Annotated in this window: 16 protein-coding genes and 1 tRNA gene; 10 read left to right on the forward strand and 7 right to left on the reverse strand. The window is 50.1% G+C overall.

Annotation, left to right across the window (positions count from 1 at the left end):
- The first annotated feature begins 3 nt into the window (after positions 1 to 3).
- Genes OGV93_RS04595 through OGV93_RS04610 form a run of 4 tightly spaced genes read left to right on the forward strand, consistent with a single transcriptional unit; the run spans position 4 to position 2,991 of the window.
- Positions 4 to 444, forward strand: coding sequence for a pseudoazurin (locus tag OGV93_RS04595; protein ID WP_049271402.1), 441 nt, complete (start codon positions 4 to 6; stop codon positions 442 to 444).
- A 27-nt stretch (positions 445 to 471) separates the two neighbouring features.
- Complete coding sequence (gene petA, locus OGV93_RS04600) at positions 472 to 1,023, forward strand: ubiquinol-cytochrome c reductase iron-sulfur subunit (protein WP_101700007.1); 552 nt, start codon at positions 472 to 474, stop codon at positions 1,021 to 1,023.
- 1 nt (position 1,024) lies between these two features.
- Positions 1,025 to 2,185, forward strand: coding sequence for a cytochrome b (locus tag OGV93_RS04605; protein WP_016156146.1), 1,161 nt, complete (start codon positions 1,025 to 1,027; stop codon positions 2,183 to 2,185).
- A 2-nt stretch (positions 2,186 to 2,187) separates the two neighbouring features.
- Complete coding sequence (locus OGV93_RS04610) at positions 2,188 to 2,991, forward strand: cytochrome c1 (protein WP_353057865.1); 804 nt, start codon at positions 2,188 to 2,190, stop codon at positions 2,989 to 2,991.
- A 424-nt stretch (positions 2,992 to 3,415) separates the two neighbouring features.
- On the opposite strand, the gene OGV93_RS04615 is transcribed toward OGV93_RS04610, so the two are convergent.
- From OGV93_RS04615 to OGV93_RS04625, 3 genes are all read right to left on the reverse strand, one after another.
- Complete coding sequence (locus tag OGV93_RS04615; protein WP_287109412.1) at positions 3,416 to 3,676, reverse strand: hypothetical protein; 261 nt, start codon at positions 3,674 to 3,676, stop codon at positions 3,416 to 3,418.
- A 95-nt stretch (positions 3,677 to 3,771) separates the two neighbouring features.
- Positions 3,772 to 4,011 (reverse strand): hypothetical protein, encoded by a 240-nt coding sequence (locus OGV93_RS04620; RefSeq protein ID WP_287109413.1) that lies wholly within the window; start codon positions 4,009 to 4,011, stop codon positions 3,772 to 3,774.
- A gap of 62 nt (positions 4,012 to 4,073) precedes the next feature.
- Positions 4,074 to 4,430, reverse strand: a complete 357-nt coding sequence (locus OGV93_RS04625) for a hypothetical protein (protein WP_101699898.1) — start codon at positions 4,428 to 4,430, stop codon at positions 4,074 to 4,076.
- 478 nt (positions 4,431 to 4,908) lie between these two features.
- On the opposite strand from OGV93_RS04625, the gene OGV93_RS04630 reads away from it, so the two are divergent.
- Together OGV93_RS04630 and OGV93_RS04635 are read left to right on the forward strand one after the other, a co-directional pair.
- Complete coding sequence (locus tag OGV93_RS04630; protein WP_049040815.1) at positions 4,909 to 5,139, forward strand: type II toxin-antitoxin system Phd/YefM family antitoxin; 231 nt, start codon at positions 4,909 to 4,911, stop codon at positions 5,137 to 5,139.
- A gap of 26 nt (positions 5,140 to 5,165) precedes the next feature.
- Positions 5,166 to 5,495: a type II toxin-antitoxin system RelE/ParE family toxin gene (locus OGV93_RS04635; protein ID WP_049040818.1), complete on the forward strand. Its 330-nt coding sequence runs from the start codon at positions 5,166 to 5,168 to the stop codon at positions 5,493 to 5,495.
- A gap of 110 nt (positions 5,496 to 5,605) precedes the next feature.
- Here the strand turns inward: OGV93_RS04635 and OGV93_RS04640 are convergent.
- Together OGV93_RS04640 and OGV93_RS04645 are read right to left on the reverse strand one after the other, a co-directional pair.
- Positions 5,606 to 5,693, reverse strand: a tRNA-Ser gene (locus OGV93_RS04640).
- A gap of 142 nt (positions 5,694 to 5,835) precedes the next feature.
- Entirely contained in the window at positions 5,836 to 7,464 is a 1,629-nt protein-coding gene (locus OGV93_RS04645; RefSeq protein ID WP_287109414.1) for an ABC transporter substrate-binding protein, read from the reverse strand.
- Between the two features lie 270 nt (positions 7,465 to 7,734).
- On the opposite strand from OGV93_RS04645, the gene yccA reads away from it, so the two are divergent.
- A complete protein-coding gene (yccA, locus tag OGV93_RS04650) occupies positions 7,735 to 8,394 on the forward strand; it encodes an FtsH protease modulator YccA (protein ID WP_016152501.1) in 660 nt (219 codons plus the stop codon).
- A gap of 56 nt (positions 8,395 to 8,450) precedes the next feature.
- Here the strand turns inward: yccA and OGV93_RS04655 are convergent, their stop codons facing one another.
- A complete protein-coding gene (locus OGV93_RS04655) occupies positions 8,451 to 8,927 on the reverse strand; it encodes a hypothetical protein (protein ID WP_019076424.1) in 477 nt (158 codons plus the stop codon).
- Positions 8,924 to 9,679: a winged helix-turn-helix domain-containing protein gene (locus tag OGV93_RS04660; RefSeq protein ID WP_103929080.1), complete on the reverse strand. Its 756-nt coding sequence runs from the start codon at positions 9,677 to 9,679 to the stop codon at positions 8,924 to 8,926. Before OGV93_RS04660 ends, OGV93_RS04655 begins: the two co-directional genes overlap by 4 nt.
- A gap of 308 nt (positions 9,680 to 9,987) precedes the next feature.
- Here OGV93_RS04660 and OGV93_RS04665 point away from each other — a divergent pair, with 308 nt between their 5' ends.
- The 3 genes from OGV93_RS04665 to OGV93_RS04675 all read left to right on the forward strand — a co-directional run bounded on the left by OGV93_RS04665 (position 9,988) and on the right by OGV93_RS04675 (position 14,102).
- The gene (locus tag OGV93_RS04665) at positions 9,988 to 10,731 is read left to right on the forward strand and encodes a fimbrial protein (RefSeq protein WP_165500000.1); all 744 of its coding nucleotides are present in this window, start codon (positions 9,988 to 9,990) and stop codon (positions 10,729 to 10,731) included.
- Between the two features lie 74 nt (positions 10,732 to 10,805).
- Positions 10,806 to 11,312 carry a CS1 type fimbrial major subunit gene (locus tag OGV93_RS04670; protein WP_016152497.1) on the forward strand — a complete coding sequence of 169 codons (507 nt, stop codon included), beginning with the start codon at positions 10,806 to 10,808 and terminating at the stop codon, positions 11,310 to 11,312.
- Between the two features lie 72 nt (positions 11,313 to 11,384).
- Entirely contained in the window at positions 11,385 to 14,102 is a 2,718-nt protein-coding gene (locus OGV93_RS04675; RefSeq protein ID WP_287109415.1) for a TcfC E-set like domain-containing protein, read from the forward strand.

A 14,102-nucleotide genomic window follows, 5' to 3' on the forward strand; every position in this document is an offset into this window, starting at 1 on the left:
TCGATGAAATATCTCAAACAGAGTCTGAAAGTTTTATGTTTACTCGCCCTCGCCTCTTCAACCTTCGCACAAACTCACGACGTTTTGATGAAAAATCGTGGGTCTGCGGGACCAATGGTCTATGAGCCGGATTATCTGGAGATCCAGCCCGGGGATACGGTGAAGTTTATCCGTAAACATAAGAGCCACAACGCGGCTTCAATCGCTGAATTGTCTCCGGCTAACTATCCCGGTTTTATGGGAAAAATAGATGAAGAGATCGAAGTAACTTATGACAATGCCGGATTTTACGGCATCAAATGTACACCACATTACGCTCAGGGCATGGTGATGCTGATAAAGGTTGGAGATGCCAAGTTACCAGCAAGCTATCGGGCATTCAAAGCGCCGGGTATTGCTGATAAGCGCTTTCAGGAAATTTACGCGCGTATCGACAAACGTTAATCCGCGATACTCAGGGAGAAATACGAGGTGACAGAGAATAAACTTGCAGATGGCGAAATCCAGGAACAGCGCCGGGAATGCCTGTGTAAACTGACAAAATTCGTCGGTGCGGCAGGCGTCGCTGCTGCCGTCTGGCCGCTGGTTTCGGCCCTGGGCCCGGATGAGAAGACTCTTGCGGAAAATGAACCGATTGATGTCTCTCTTGCGGGGGTTGCTGCTGGACAAACCGTCAGACGCGTATGGCAGGGAAAGCTGATTCTTATTCACCATCGCACCCAGGATGAGATTATTACTGCCAGAAGTGCCGACTGGCATACGCTTATCGACCCACAACCGGACAGCGAGAGGGTCTCAGCAGCTCATCCTCAATGGCTGGTGGTTCAAGGGTATTGTCCACATGCCGGGTGCGTACCCAACGCCCGACCTGGAGGCGTGGGTTGGATCTGTCCGTGCCACGGCTCAGAGTTTGATACCTCCGGGCGCGTGACGCGCGGCCCCGCGACGACCAACCTGGCAATCCCGGACTACGTTATTCATTCGGATGGTCAGGCCGTGCGTATCGGCACGAAGGAAGCCTGAAATGAGGAGTGAGCGCGTCTATTCGCTTCGCTGGCGTATCCCGTTTCCTCGCTCGATTGCCGGACTCTGGGTATTCGCAATCGGCGCCATCCTGCTGGTTATACTCGGTGTGCAGATCCTTACGGGTATCGTGCTGGCAATGTTTTACGTGCCGACGGCCGAGCTGGCATTTGACTCCATTATTCATATTATGCGTGCGGTTCGCCATGGAGAACTGTTACGCAACATGCATGCTATTGGCGCGTCGCTCTTTTTCTTTGCCTGTTATCTGCATATTTTTCGTGGCATGTACTACAGCGTTTACCGCAAGCCCTGGACGACAATGTGGATGATTAGCGTTACGCTGTATATCCTGCTGATGATGACCGCATTTCTTGGTTATAGCCTTATCTGGGGGCAAAAAAGCTACTGGGCGGCCACGGTAATTACCCGCTTTGCCCAGGCCATTCCGCTGGTGGGTGATACCCTTTACGCATATTTAGTCGGCAGCCATACTCCGGGAACGCCGATGCTTGGCCGCTTTTTTGTTCTCCACTTTATTCTTCCCTTTGTGATTGTCGGAGCAACGGTTTTTCATATTCGCACCGTACAGTCGGCGTTTGCGCAGGCGATGAAAAAGAGGTTTAGCGAGAAAGAGTCCAGGAGCCTGCTGTTCGATTACAAAATTACCGATCTTGATGTCATCAAAATCATCCTTTTTTTGATGATCTTCGCCTGGTTCTTATTCTTCGCGCCGCACTATCTGAGCAGCGCCGATAATTTTATTCCTGCGGATCCAACAGTTACACCCGCGATTGTTGCGCCGGAATGGTATTTTCTTCCCTTCTTCTCCATTTTGCGTTGCTTCCCAAATGAATTCGTTGGCTTAGCCGCAATGTGCAGCTCGGTACTGATTTTCTATTTCCTTCCCTGGCTTGATACTTCCCGGGCTCGTTTTCGCCATTACAGCAAACTGGTTAAATGCGGATTCTGGCTGTGGGTCATTAATGCCTGCTTTTTAGGCTGGTTAGGATCGAAAGCGCTGGTTGGCCCCGATCTTATTGACGGTTTCCGTAACGAAGAGGGCTGGATCCGTGCCGCATCGCAGCTTTCGACTCTGATTTGGTTTGCCTGGTTTTTAATCGTATTACCTTGCCGTCGTTTTCTGGAAAAACAGGACTGATGATGAAACAACTATTGAAAATCAGCATTCTGTCCTTTTCTCTGTTGGGACTGGGTTCCTCCTATGCGCAGGAAGCCACGCCTGAACGGCAGGAATGGAGCTTCAGCGGCATCAATGGCCAGTATGATAAAGCGCAGCTTCGGCGTGGCCTGCAGGTTTATGAAGAGAAGTGTCGCGCTTGTCACGGCATAAAGCACCTTAGCTTTCGGTCGTTGACCAGGCCCGGCGGTCCGGAACTCACGGCTGAAGAAGCAAGAAGTATCGCCAGCGGCTATCAGTTTCCTGAGCTTCAGGATGACGGCCAGATTGGCGAGCGAGACGGGACGCTAAATGACAGCTTCATCTCGCCGTATCTAAACGAGCAGGAAGCACGATACCTTAACAATGGCGCTTCTCCCGTTGACCTGAGCTATATCGTGCGTGCCCGCTCATACGATCGCGGATTCCCGCAATTTCTGTTGGATGCTTTTCTGCCCTACACGGACCAGGGAGCAGATTACGTCTACGCACTGCTAACCGGTTATCAACCTGCCGATCCCGAACTGAAGGCTAATCGCTATTTTCCCGGTGGCGTGATTAACATGCCGAAACCGCTGACCAGCGGAGAGATTCAATGGCGCCCAGCGTCGCTACAAGCTGAAACGGAGGAGCAATATGCCAGGGATGTTACCGCCTTTCTGGCATGGGCGGCCGACCCAACGCTCGCAGAACGAAGACAGCATGGATATTACGTTATGGGCTACCTGGCCTTTATGCTGGGGCTGCTATGGATATTACGACGAATGAAAAGACGTTCGCTCATGTAGGCATTGCCAGATATGAAGATGATTCAGTTCGTCAGCTTTCCGCCGGGCAGCAGCGCTGAGTTGCACTTGCGCGACTAAGGCTGGAGAAAGATGGCATGACATAAACTGCACAAAACGAAAAAACCCCGAGCTATTAAATAGCTCGGGGTTTATGTTTGGCGGAAGCGTAGAGATTCGAACTCTAGAACCCTTTCGGGTCGCCGGTTTTCAAGACCGATGACAATTTCAATAAAATCAATGATATGATATTTGTTCTTAGTAAATTGTACGAACTTTGCACCCAGAAAAAACAACATGTTAGGCACAACCTTGAAGATAGTATACCAACACTTTCAAAGAAATCTGCCTTCCATGGCTATCAATTCCGGTTCATCATAATCACCATCATCAGGTGGTGTTCCCGGCATTGGCGGCCGGGGATGTATTAGTGCCACTGCCCCCCCCTTTTTCTTAATCCCCTCACCAGCATTCCCAGTAAATCTTTTCCATCCTGACTGCGTAATAAATCCGGCTGCACAGTAATATTTTCAGCCACAAATTTTAAATCATCGCCGGGCAGAGATTCTTCAAGAACGGCAATAATTGCCTGCATGGGTTGCGGCGCCTCTGGTTGGCGCTCCTGAATGTACCTGTCGACTTCAGTTCGGATACTCTGCACAAAATGATCGTTTTTCTGAGACTGCATGGCTTTTCGCCCCATATCCTGTGAGGCCTTAAAAACACGGTTGGTTACTTCATCCAGCGTTTCATTTGCTTTGACGGCGTTAACCAGTTTGTTGCTTAATTCAGTCCATGCGTTTCGTATTCAACAACTACGTTTGCTGATAAGGTAGTTGCTACCTCTGATGCAGCGGTGCTTAATTTGCCAAATGAGGCACTGACTTTTTTTACGGAATTATCTGTTTTGCCAAAACCCGACTGCTTTTTTTTGTTCGCGCTATCAACCTCTTTTTGTGCGATCAATAAAGGGGCTGTCTGGGCATTTACTGTGTAATAAATGCCTCCCAGGTCTTCTGACATGATTTCCTCCGGGCAATAAAAAACCCCGCCGGAGCGAGGTTTTAGTTATTTAAAATTATTATCTATTTAGCGTTAAAACACCCTGGCAGGGTTTTATCCAGTATCAGGTTGCCTTCAACCGTAAACCCCTGAACACCAAATAAAAATGCGTACATATAGTGTTCGACAACAACATTAGTTAATCCCACAGCGCAACGATCTTTCTCAATAGCCTTGTCCGCTGCTTCCTTAACATTTGGCATACCGAGAGGGAAAATAACTATCGCGGAACTATCCTCCCCGGTAACACGATTACCGGTGACAAATTGTCCTCCGTTCATATTGTAATTTTTAGTGCTTGCCACCGTCAGATCAGCAACGCGCTGACTGCACCCCGATAAAAATAACACTCCCAAAATACACATCGCCACTCGTTTCATTTTACAACTCCATGCCTGGAAAAATCGCACCGTATCACTACGCGCGAACAGTGCCAGAGCGAATCCGTGATTTTAACAACTTTAGGAATTTATAAAAATTAACTGAAATTATTCATTAGAAGTAAACATTCACTGCAATAGATGATCTTAATAACAGTGATTTTTATCACGATGAGTTATTTACGGATACTAATCTATTAGTCTCTTCGTTTAAAAGTGCTGTTGGCGCGGAATACATTCGGTACCGGCGGTGAGTTTGTTGTGACGACAAACAAAGGCAGTCGTGTGATCCCGAAAACGTTAAATAACTGGTGGACGATGCGAAACGAACTGCAGAGCAGAAAGCCAGCGTTCCGTTCGACCGCAAAGTGAAGGTGACGCCGACGTTGGACGCTCCATTCATTGAAAAACAACACCGTTGCATTTAGATCAAATTTAGACTAAATTAAGACTCCCATAACTGATAAAGGACAGTGCGATGCGAATTGAGACTATTAGCTTCGTTAAGAAAAACGCAGCTTCTCTCAATTTATCTGAGCCGATCCTAGTAACACAAAATGGCACTCCCGCGTACGTTATCGAGTCTTATGAACAAGTGCAGGAGCGGGAAAATGCTATTGCTCTTCTGAAGCTACTCACACTGTCTGAGAAAGATAAATCTGACGGTAAGGTACTTTCGAAGGAGCAGTTACTGGATGGGCTTATATGAGAGAATACTGATATAAGGATCCTGTAATGGAAAGCGTCAAAATCGAATACACGCATACAGTCAAAACCTGCATTGATGACATTGCCAACTATCTGCATCACGTTGACGTGGAAGTGAAGCCCGTGATTACCGACATTCTTGAGCAGTTTGAGAAACAGGTCAGCCAGTTTCCCCTCGGTTGCCAAGTTTGCCCGGAGTTGATCAAGATTGGGGTTGCAAAGTATCGTGAGTGTAACACTGCAGGTGGTTATAGAGTTTTGTATTCGGTAGATGGTTCAACGATTACGGCACATGCAATTTTATCACACCGCCAAGACGTCAAACAGTTGCTGTTTAAACGACTAATCCAAGCCTAAAAATCTCCCGCTTCGGCGGGATTTTTTTCGTCTAAGTTCTGACAGATGAGGAAAATATTCCAGTAGCCAAAACAACAAGGGGCTACCTTTCGGTAACCCCTTGTTTAATTTGGCGGAAGCGTAGAGATTCGAACTCTAGAACCCTTTCGGGTCGCCGGTTTTCAAGACCGGTGCCTTCAACCGCTCGGCCACGCTTCCAATGAGGCGCACTATAAACATCCCGAACGGACCTGTAAAGCACCAATGCGTTCGTTTGCCTGAAAAACAGCCAAAATATTGTTAATCGACTGAAATAACAACAGATTGACCGTTTATTCAGCACAAATACTGGCTACAGCGCTTAATGTTTTTTGATGAACATATCTTTGGTGTAGTAATTTCCCCGGTTATCTGGCGCAAATCCTCCCACCCACGGCTTCACAAGATGCGTGCGGACATAGTGGTAAACCGGAATCGCTGGCACATCCTCTTCTAAAAGGTCTTCAGCCTGCTGGTAGTATTTGCCTCGCTCCTCCAGCGAAGATGCTTTCGCCGCCTTGCGCATCGCGTCATCAAAAGCGGGATTGCTGTACCTGGTGGTATTCTCGCTATCGCCGGTACGGAAAATATTGAGGAAACTTGAGGCATCATCATAATCGGCGATCCATGCGTAACGCACGACGTCAAAATTACCGGTGTGCATGGTATCCAGCATGGTTTTCCATTCCTGATTTTGCAGCTTCGCCTCTACGCCGAGGTTTTTCTTCCACATTGACGATGCGGCAATGGCAATACGCTGGTGCGTTTCGAAAGTGTTATAGAGCAGATTTAGGCTAAGCGGATGCTCAGGGCCATAACCGGCTTCAGCCAGCAGTTTCTTAGCTTCGGCAATGCGTTTTTCGAGCGGCCACGCCGCATATTCCGGCGCATGCAATTGCACTCCCCCTATTTCCGGCTGGCTGATAACCCACGCCGCGCGTTGCCCCTGCCCCATCACCTTTTGTGCGATGATGTCTTTATCTAACGCCATATTCAGCGCCCGGCGCACGCGCGGGTCATTAAACGGTGCTCGAGTCGTATTGAACTGATAGTAATAGGTTGAAAGCTGAGGTGAGACATGGAGTTCATCGCCCATCGTCTTTTTCAACTGCGCGAACTGATTGACCGGGACGCTATACACAATGTCGATTTCGCCGGCCTTATAGCGGTTAACGTCTGCGGACTCTGAACTGATGGGCAAATAAGTGACCTTATCAATGACGGTGTGCCGATCGTCCCAATAATGCGGGTTACGCACGGCAACGATGCGCTCATTGACTACCCACTGCGATAACTTGTACGCCCCGCTGCAGACAAAATGTTCTGGCCGGGTCCACTTATCACCAAAACGGCCGATCAGCACTTTATCCAGCGGAACCAGTGACGGGTGCGCCAGCATCGCCAGAAACGCCGCCGTTGGCTGCGTCAGGGTAATTTCCAGCGTGCTATCATCCAGGGCTTTGACCCCGATATCGGCAGGATCTTTTTTCCCTTGGGCAATATCGAGGGCGTTTGCTACGTGCATATTGCCCAGATACGAGGAATAAGGTGAAGCTGTTTGCGGTGAGACCAGACGCTGCCAGCTCCAGACGACATCCTGTGCGGTAATGGCAGACCCATCTGACCAGGTTATGCCCGGACGTAAATGAAAGGTCCAGACGGTGTTGTCTTTGTTCTCCCAGGACGCGGCAAGCCGGGGTTCGATAGACCCATCCGGCTTAACCGCCACCAGTCCGTCGAACATATCGCTGATTAAATTAAATTCAACGTTGCTTTCGACTTTATGCGGATCCAGCGACGCTGGCTCACTGCCATTGTTTCTGACCAGTTCCTGTTTTTCTGCAAGAATTGTTCCTGCGGGAACATTTGCCGCCATCGCCGCGCCGTTGATAGACATCAAACAGACAGTCAACAGCGTAAACGTCAATATCTTCGATTTATGTTGAATCATTCCCTTTACCTTATTGCTCTGTTTTATGTAGACACCGCTGTCACTGTCAGAGAGAAACAGGAATAACGCAATATTTTTCAGTTACCTGGCAGATATCTAACAGGCATTTTTACACATATAGTGCTAACATCTGATTCGGGAGCTTTTGTTGAAATAATATGCTTAAGCCTGGCGGGTTAAAATGCGTAAAGATGGGTAAAACCGCTGTGTCATTCCCCTTGATTTCATTATCCTCCATCATTAATTACATCTGTCATAAGAGAGTGACTCATGGATCGTATTATTAGTTCTTCACGCGATCGTACATCGCTACTCAGCACGCATAAGGTGCTGCGCAATACCTATTTCCTGCTCAGCCTGACGCTGGCGTTTTCGGCGCTCACTGCGACTGCCAGTACCGTACTGATGTTGCCCTCTCCGGGGCTTATCCTGACGCTGGTGGGTATGTATGGTCTGATGTTCCTGACCTATAAAACGGCGGATAAACCGGTTGGTATTCTGTCAGCTTTCGCTTTCACCGGCTTCCTGGGCTACATTCTGGGACCGATCCTGAACACATACCTGTCTGCGGGCATGGGTGATGTTATCGCCATGGCTTTGGGCGGTACGGCGCTGGTCTTCTTCAGCTGCTCAGCCTACGTGCTGACCACGCGGAAAGACATGTCCTTCCTCGGCGGTATGCTGATGGCAGGGATCGTGGTGGTGCTGATTGGTATGGTTGCGAATATCTTCCTGCAGTTGCCGGCTTTACATCTGGCGATCAGCGCGGTGTTTATTCTGATTTCTTCAGGCGCAATCCTGTTTGAAACCAGTAATATCATCCGTGGCGGTGAAACCAACTATATCCGTGCCACCGTCAGCCTGTACGTTTCGCTGTACAACATCTTCGTCAGCCTGCTGAGCATTCTGGGCTTCGCCAGCCGCGATTAATCAGCATCACTGATACGAAAAAAGAGAATGCCATTGGCATTCTCTTTTTTTATACCTTATTGACCCCGGCAGATATAGGTAGGATAGCGCCGGTCCTGAATAAGCCACACAGCAGGTGAAAGTTCAGAGATCGTCAGGTAGTAGCGTGAGGTCGGATAGGCGAAACTCCCCCATTGGGCATTCGGCGTATTGTCATTGTGGCGAAGCCAGGTTTTGGTGTAGGTCAATACAATGACGTTGTCATCGTCCCGCTGCTCCCACGTAAAGTCTACATCCCTGTCAACGATAAAATTTTGCCCGCCAGCTCTTGCCGCACCTTTATAGGTGGTCAACCCTGTACCGTCCCGATGAAAATAGAACTGAGCAAGGGCATTTACCTTCACCTCACTTGCTTTCCCTTCATTGCGCGTAAAGTTAAATTCAGTGCTGCAGGCCAGCACATCGCTTTTTCCCGTCGCGCCGCAATAGTAAAACAGCGCCAGCGCGCCGCCGACCAGGGCTCCGCCCAGTCCAAAAAGAAGCCTTATTTTCATTTTCCAGCCCCGTTTTTATAGCGAATGGTCTTGCACAGACGGCTTTTATTGACCGGGCAGGCCCCGATAAACAGTTCATCAGCAGTTGCAAGCGAAAAACGGGCGCTGAAAAAATAAATAGCATACTCCTCGCGCTCGCAAGCCACGTCATTGGCCTCCAGTCGCTCAGCTAATTTTGATAGCACTAACGGCCGTCCATGATCTTCGATGACCCAGATACTACAACGCGCGATTTTTTCCTGGACCGGCTTTAATTTCGCCGGAACAGTTATCTCCTGCGGGCGGCTAACGTAAAAGATCGCTCCCAACGGCACGGCAATCAATGCCCCTATTCTGAACCACTTTTTCAGGGATACTCGCCGGGGCAGAACGTCTTGTTGCGCTGAGGGGGGGTGCGGATCAACGGCTTGAATTTTCTCTCCAGGCTGAAAAATCACATCAGCATCAAAACGGAAACCATAGCGCGGGACAGTGACGATCAATTCGTGCCCCTCTCCCAGAGACTGGAAGCTTTTACGCAGTTCGCTTACCGCTTTATTGAGATTATTTCCTGATGGCGTAAAGCCAAATTCTTCCCACACGCGAGCGATCAATTCCTCCCGGCTTAAGTCGCGTCCTCGGTGTTTAATGAATTCCTGTAAAAGACGAACGGCTGGCGCCGAAAGTGTTAATACAGACTCGGGTTGTCCAACAAGACTTATTGCATGTGCTTCAGGATCAAATAACAACGAATTATTGCATATAAAAAACATCTTTTATTCTCGGCTGTTACCGCATGCTTTTTATTCCCTGGTACGTCGATATGAAAACCGCCCCCTGATCTGCTTATTTTTTCATCAGAAGGAATTTTCCTCCCATCCTTGGCCGCGGTATTTTCGCTTAACTATACAACCTTAAAGCCAGAAAAGCAGGATAAAAAACTGTATATAACGAGTTAACTAATACAAATTTTCACAAATCGCTGTTCTGGTTAAAGTTTCCCTGCCCTGAAGCGATACGAAAGCAGACGGTGTCCTGGTGTTAACGCGCCGCCTTTAAACTCAGAGCAGGCAGACTGATTGTGAAACAGAAAAAAAGAGTGAGCATGACAACCGCCTTTTATGTCGCCGCGCTGTCATTGCCATTTTTCTCAGAAATGACAATGGCCAATATGAGCGTGTATCCCATGGAGCTGAATGTAGACAGATCCGGTGCGGCGCAAATTAAGGTGGCTTCAAAAACGGATGATATTCAGTTCATTCGGGTGAGGCAAAAGAAAATTCTTAATCCCGGAACAGCCCAGGAAAAAGAAATTGACGTCGCTTCGTGGAAAGAAGGTGGCGTGGTGGTTACGCCCGAGAAATTTGCTCTGGCTGCAGGCGCGATGCGCGTTGTTCGTCTGGTATCGCTTATACCGCCGAAAAAAGAGACCACCTGGCGTGTCTATTTTGAAGGGGTAAAACAACCTGACAGCATTATTCCGGGCAAGGCAGAAACCTCTGCAGCAATGGCGACATTAGGTGTCAATGTGATCTGGGGCGCACTGGTCCACATTGCTCCAGAAGAAAACGTAATTTCACTGTCGATTGACCCTCGCCGGGGAACGTTAAAAAACAACGGCACATTGCGTGTGCCGCTCAGAGAGATTGGTATTTGTGATGCTGTTTCATCGTGTAAATGGATAAAAGAAGACGCGACGATTTATCCGGACACTGAACGGAAATTAAAAACGCTCACTATGAAACAGGGTCAGAAATATAAGTTCCGCTACTTCAACTGGGTGAATAAAACCGCTGAAGAAGCTGATTTACCCGTCGTGCAATAACACGACGGCACAGTAAAAACCCACGTAGTTTGTTTAAAGAGCCAAGGTGCTCATTTGTAAATATGGAGATATCAATGCGTAACTATATTAAACCTCTGATGATTGTTGCCGCGATGGCCTCGTCCTTTAGCGCGCTGGCGATTCAAAAAGATATTACCGTCAACGCCAGCGTTGACTCACAGTTGGATATGACTCAAGCCGATAACACGCCACTGCCGGCCAGCATCGACATGCAGTACCTGCCAGGTCGTGGGCTGGAAAGCTACCGCCTGAACACCAAGGTGTGGTCGAACTCCGCCACCAGCAATGTCAAAGTGCGCCTCGTTAGCGCAGCTAAGCTCACCAATATGGATGGCGACGAGACTGTACCGATGACGGTGATTCTGGGTGATAAAACACTGTCTACCACCGATGCCGAATTTACCGGAACTGAACTGTTCCCAGGCAGCATTGAAAACGGTTCAGCGGTACTGCCACTGACCATTTCTCAGACCACCAAAGGCATTCTGAAAACCGGTCAGTACAGCGGCGTTGTCAGCCTGATGCTGACGCAGGCGACGACCACGGAAGGCGGTGCGTAACACCACAGTACATAAGGGATAACGTCAGAGGGTGCCCACCCTCTGACGTCAGGATGATGTCGAGGCTTGGTCATGGCGTTTCACAGAAATACTCTCCTCTTAGTTGCTTTATTACCCGCATCCATCCAACTCGCCTGCGCCGAGATGGCCGTCCCGGCAGGTTTCGAAGATCTGGCGAAAACGCAGCGTCTGTGGATAGAGGTTAACCTCTATGGCGAATCGCTTGGCCTTTTTGAAACGGATATCACACTTGAATCGGTCAGTTTTGTCGCACCCGAAACCGTGGTCGCGGCTATCAAACGTCAGTTTAATGACGCTCCTACCCTCGTCGCCACTGTGTCTGCAGCTCTCGCCGTTCCACTTGCCCGTAACGGCAACCTGGCGTGCAGCAGCAATGGCTCCGCAACGGGATGTGATCACATTGATACCCATCGTGCGGCCATTATCTATGATGAGAATAACGCGCGCATTAGCCTGTTTTTGGACAAGAAATTTCTGCCTAAACAGACCACAGAAAACCAGTGGTATCAGCCTACGCAGGGCACTGAGAATGCGTTGATCCATCAACAGAATATCAATTTTGTTGCCGACAGGGATTACCAGTCAGCCACCGTTCAGGGCAATGGCGCGCTGGCCATGACGCAGGACGGCTACTTTAATCTCGACTGGACCTGGCTGGGGCAGCGTTCAAGGCACCAGCAGCAACAAGAAATAACCGTCAACAATGCCTGGTTTCGCCAGGATATCTGGCGTCAGTACTATATTCAGTTAGGCGAGATGGATACCCGCGATCTGTTCAGTAATGCTGGTGGGAATATCAACCTCAGCCAACTGCCGCTGGGCAAAATTCGCGGCCTGCGCACAGGCTCGACAAGGGCATGGATCAATCCGGTTCAGCATTCAAAGGGTACCCCCATCACCGTGCTGCTTTCCCATGATGCGCGTATTGACGCCCGCCGGGGCAATCAGCTGCTGGCCAGTTTTTATCTCAATGCCGGGGCTCAGACCCTGGACACGCGATCGTTCCCCGATGGGAGCTATACCGTGACGCTGTCCGTCTATGAAAATAACCGGCTGACACGTACCGAGCAGATACCGTTTACCCGCACCGGTATTACGCCGTTTGACCGCGTCGAGTGGTTCCTGCAGGCGGGCGAAACCGACAATAACAATCAAAACGATGAACGTAGCGCGGTCGCGCAGGCGGGTGTCCGCCTGCCTGTCACTCCAACGCTGGCACTCACCAGTGGCGCAGCGATAAAGAAAAACCAACGTTTTCTGGAAAATGCACTCGACTGGAGTCGTGGTTTCAATGCGGGTCCGATCGATGGCGTACTCTCGACCCGGTTTAGCTACCTTTACGGCAGCGAAGGACAACGCGGCAATATTCAGCAAATCAGCTATAACGACGGCTTTTCACTGAGTTTCTATCGCAACGCGTTATCAGCGGAAAACTGCAATACCCGAAGCGCGGGATATGACGCCGTAAATGGCTGTTATCGAAGCCTGTCGGTGATGTTCTCCGTCCCTGTCGGCACCTGGTACGCGAGCCTGGGATATTCGGATAACCGCAACGAAGGACGATACGTTTCTCGTCGGGAACTCCCGGACAGTGACGATCGCCACGATGCAGGCTTGCCCTGGGAGTCGGTTTATATGACCCGCTCACGCACGCGGGCCTGGCAGGGTGGCTTAAGTACGGCTTTCAGCACGCGCGGTCTGAACATCAACAGCAGTATTAACCTTTTCATGCGTAACGATGACTCGCGCGAAGGCAGGGATAAAGGCGGCTACCTGAGCGTGAGTCTGTCAATGGCGCATAACCGTCAGGGCAATGCGACAAGCTATACCTCTCTGGGCGCGACATGGCAGCACCAGCAGCATGATAAAAACCAGCTGAGCTATAACGTGGCGCACAACTGGTATGCCGACGCACGTGGTGAAAATGAGTATGGACTGAGCGCATCAGGTATTAACAGCGATTCACTCAATACCTCTGCCTACACGCGCCAGGGCGGACGATATGGCAACGGGAGCCTGACAGTCAGCGATGTCTGGGATCGTCAGGATCGGCGCCATACCCTGAGCAGCAGCGGCAATTACAACTCCACGCTTGCGCTGTCGCGCTCTGGTCTGTGGCTGGGCCGCTGGAGCGACGGACGTCCTGCTTCAGCCATCGCGGTTAACGTTGCCACACCGGAAGATTCCCAGGATCCGAGCATTGCCGTGTCGCTGGATAACGGCGGCAGTGCAGACATTCCAGGCAATAGCCGCGCCCTCTTCGCCGTGCCGGGCTATCAGCAGACTACGTTGACGATTAACGAATCGCTGGATGTCTCGCGGGGTGCCAGCAGTGAAATCACACAAGGTTCAGGCAGCAGAACGCTGTTTATGGTGCCAGGCAAACTGCTCCGCCGGGACGTGCAAACCACGGCAAGCTACACCTGGCTCGGCCAGTTAACTGACGAGCAACATTTGCCGTTTATCGGCGGCGTGCCACTGAACGTTAACGGCTGGAGCGACCTTGGCAACGGCGGGTTTAGCGCTCAAAGCGACGCTCTGCTGCATAACCTCTACCTGGTGCGTCAGCAGCAGTTTTATCAGTGCGAGCTGAATGTAAAGACTATGCGCGACGTCGTGCGTTACGTCGGGTCGATCCCTTGCCGGGAATTAACCTTCTCTGCCCTGCCGAATACTGTCCAGCAACAGGCACAGCTGATGCTCGCCGGACGATCGGTACCAACGGGTCCAACTGCCATGAATGCAGACAACGTCACAAAAGGGAAATGA

Origin of the sequence: Citrobacter sp. Cb031 (assembly GCF_030336725.1) — a bacterium.
In the GTDB taxonomy this organism is placed as follows: Bacteria; Pseudomonadota; Gammaproteobacteria; order Enterobacterales; family Enterobacteriaceae; genus Citrobacter; species Citrobacter braakii.

What these genes read in the sequence shown, in the direction of transcription:
- yccA (WP_016152501.1), top strand. Translation starts at nt 7,735, where the DNA reads ATGGATCGTATTATTAGTTCTTCACGCGATCGTACATCGCTACTCAGC.
- OGV93_RS04595 (WP_049271402.1), top strand. Translation starts at nt 4, where the DNA reads ATGAAATATCTCAAACAGAGTCTGAAAGTTTTATGTTTACTCGCCCTC.
- OGV93_RS04605 (WP_016156146.1), top strand. Translation starts at nt 1,025, where the DNA reads ATGAGGAGTGAGCGCGTCTATTCGCTTCGCTGGCGTATCCCGTTTCCT.
- OGV93_RS04630 (WP_049040815.1), top strand. Translation starts at nt 4,909, where the DNA reads ATGCGAATTGAGACTATTAGCTTCGTTAAGAAAAACGCAGCTTCTCTC.
- OGV93_RS04675 (WP_287109415.1), top strand. Translation starts at nt 11,385, where the DNA reads ATGGCGTTTCACAGAAATACTCTCCTCTTAGTTGCTTTATTACCCGCA.
- OGV93_RS04670 (WP_016152497.1), top strand. Translation starts at nt 10,806, where the DNA reads ATGCGTAACTATATTAAACCTCTGATGATTGTTGCCGCGATGGCCTCG.
- OGV93_RS04615 (WP_287109412.1), bottom strand. Translation starts at nt 3,676, where the DNA reads ATGCAGTCTCAGAAAAACGATCATTTTGTGCAGAGTATCCGAACTGAA.
- OGV93_RS04625 (WP_101699898.1), bottom strand. Translation starts at nt 4,430, where the DNA reads ATGAAACGAGTGGCGATGTGTATTTTGGGAGTGTTATTTTTATCGGGG.
- OGV93_RS04645 (WP_287109414.1), bottom strand. Translation starts at nt 7,464, where the DNA reads ATGATTCAACATAAATCGAAGATATTGACGTTTACGCTGTTGACTGTC.
- OGV93_RS04610 (WP_353057865.1), top strand. Translation starts at nt 2,188, where the DNA reads ATGAAACAACTATTGAAAATCAGCATTCTGTCCTTTTCTCTGTTGGGA.
- OGV93_RS04655 (WP_019076424.1), bottom strand. Translation starts at nt 8,927, where the DNA reads ATGAAAATAAGGCTTCTTTTTGGACTGGGCGGAGCCCTGGTCGGCGGC.
- OGV93_RS04620 (WP_287109413.1), bottom strand. Translation starts at nt 4,011, where the DNA reads ATGTCAGAAGACCTGGGAGGCATTTATTACACAGTAAATGCCCAGACA.
- OGV93_RS04635 (WP_049040818.1), top strand. Translation starts at nt 5,166, where the DNA reads ATGGAAAGCGTCAAAATCGAATACACGCATACAGTCAAAACCTGCATT.
- OGV93_RS04660 (WP_103929080.1), bottom strand. Translation starts at nt 9,679, where the DNA reads ATGTTTTTTATATGCAATAATTCGTTGTTATTTGATCCTGAAGCACAT.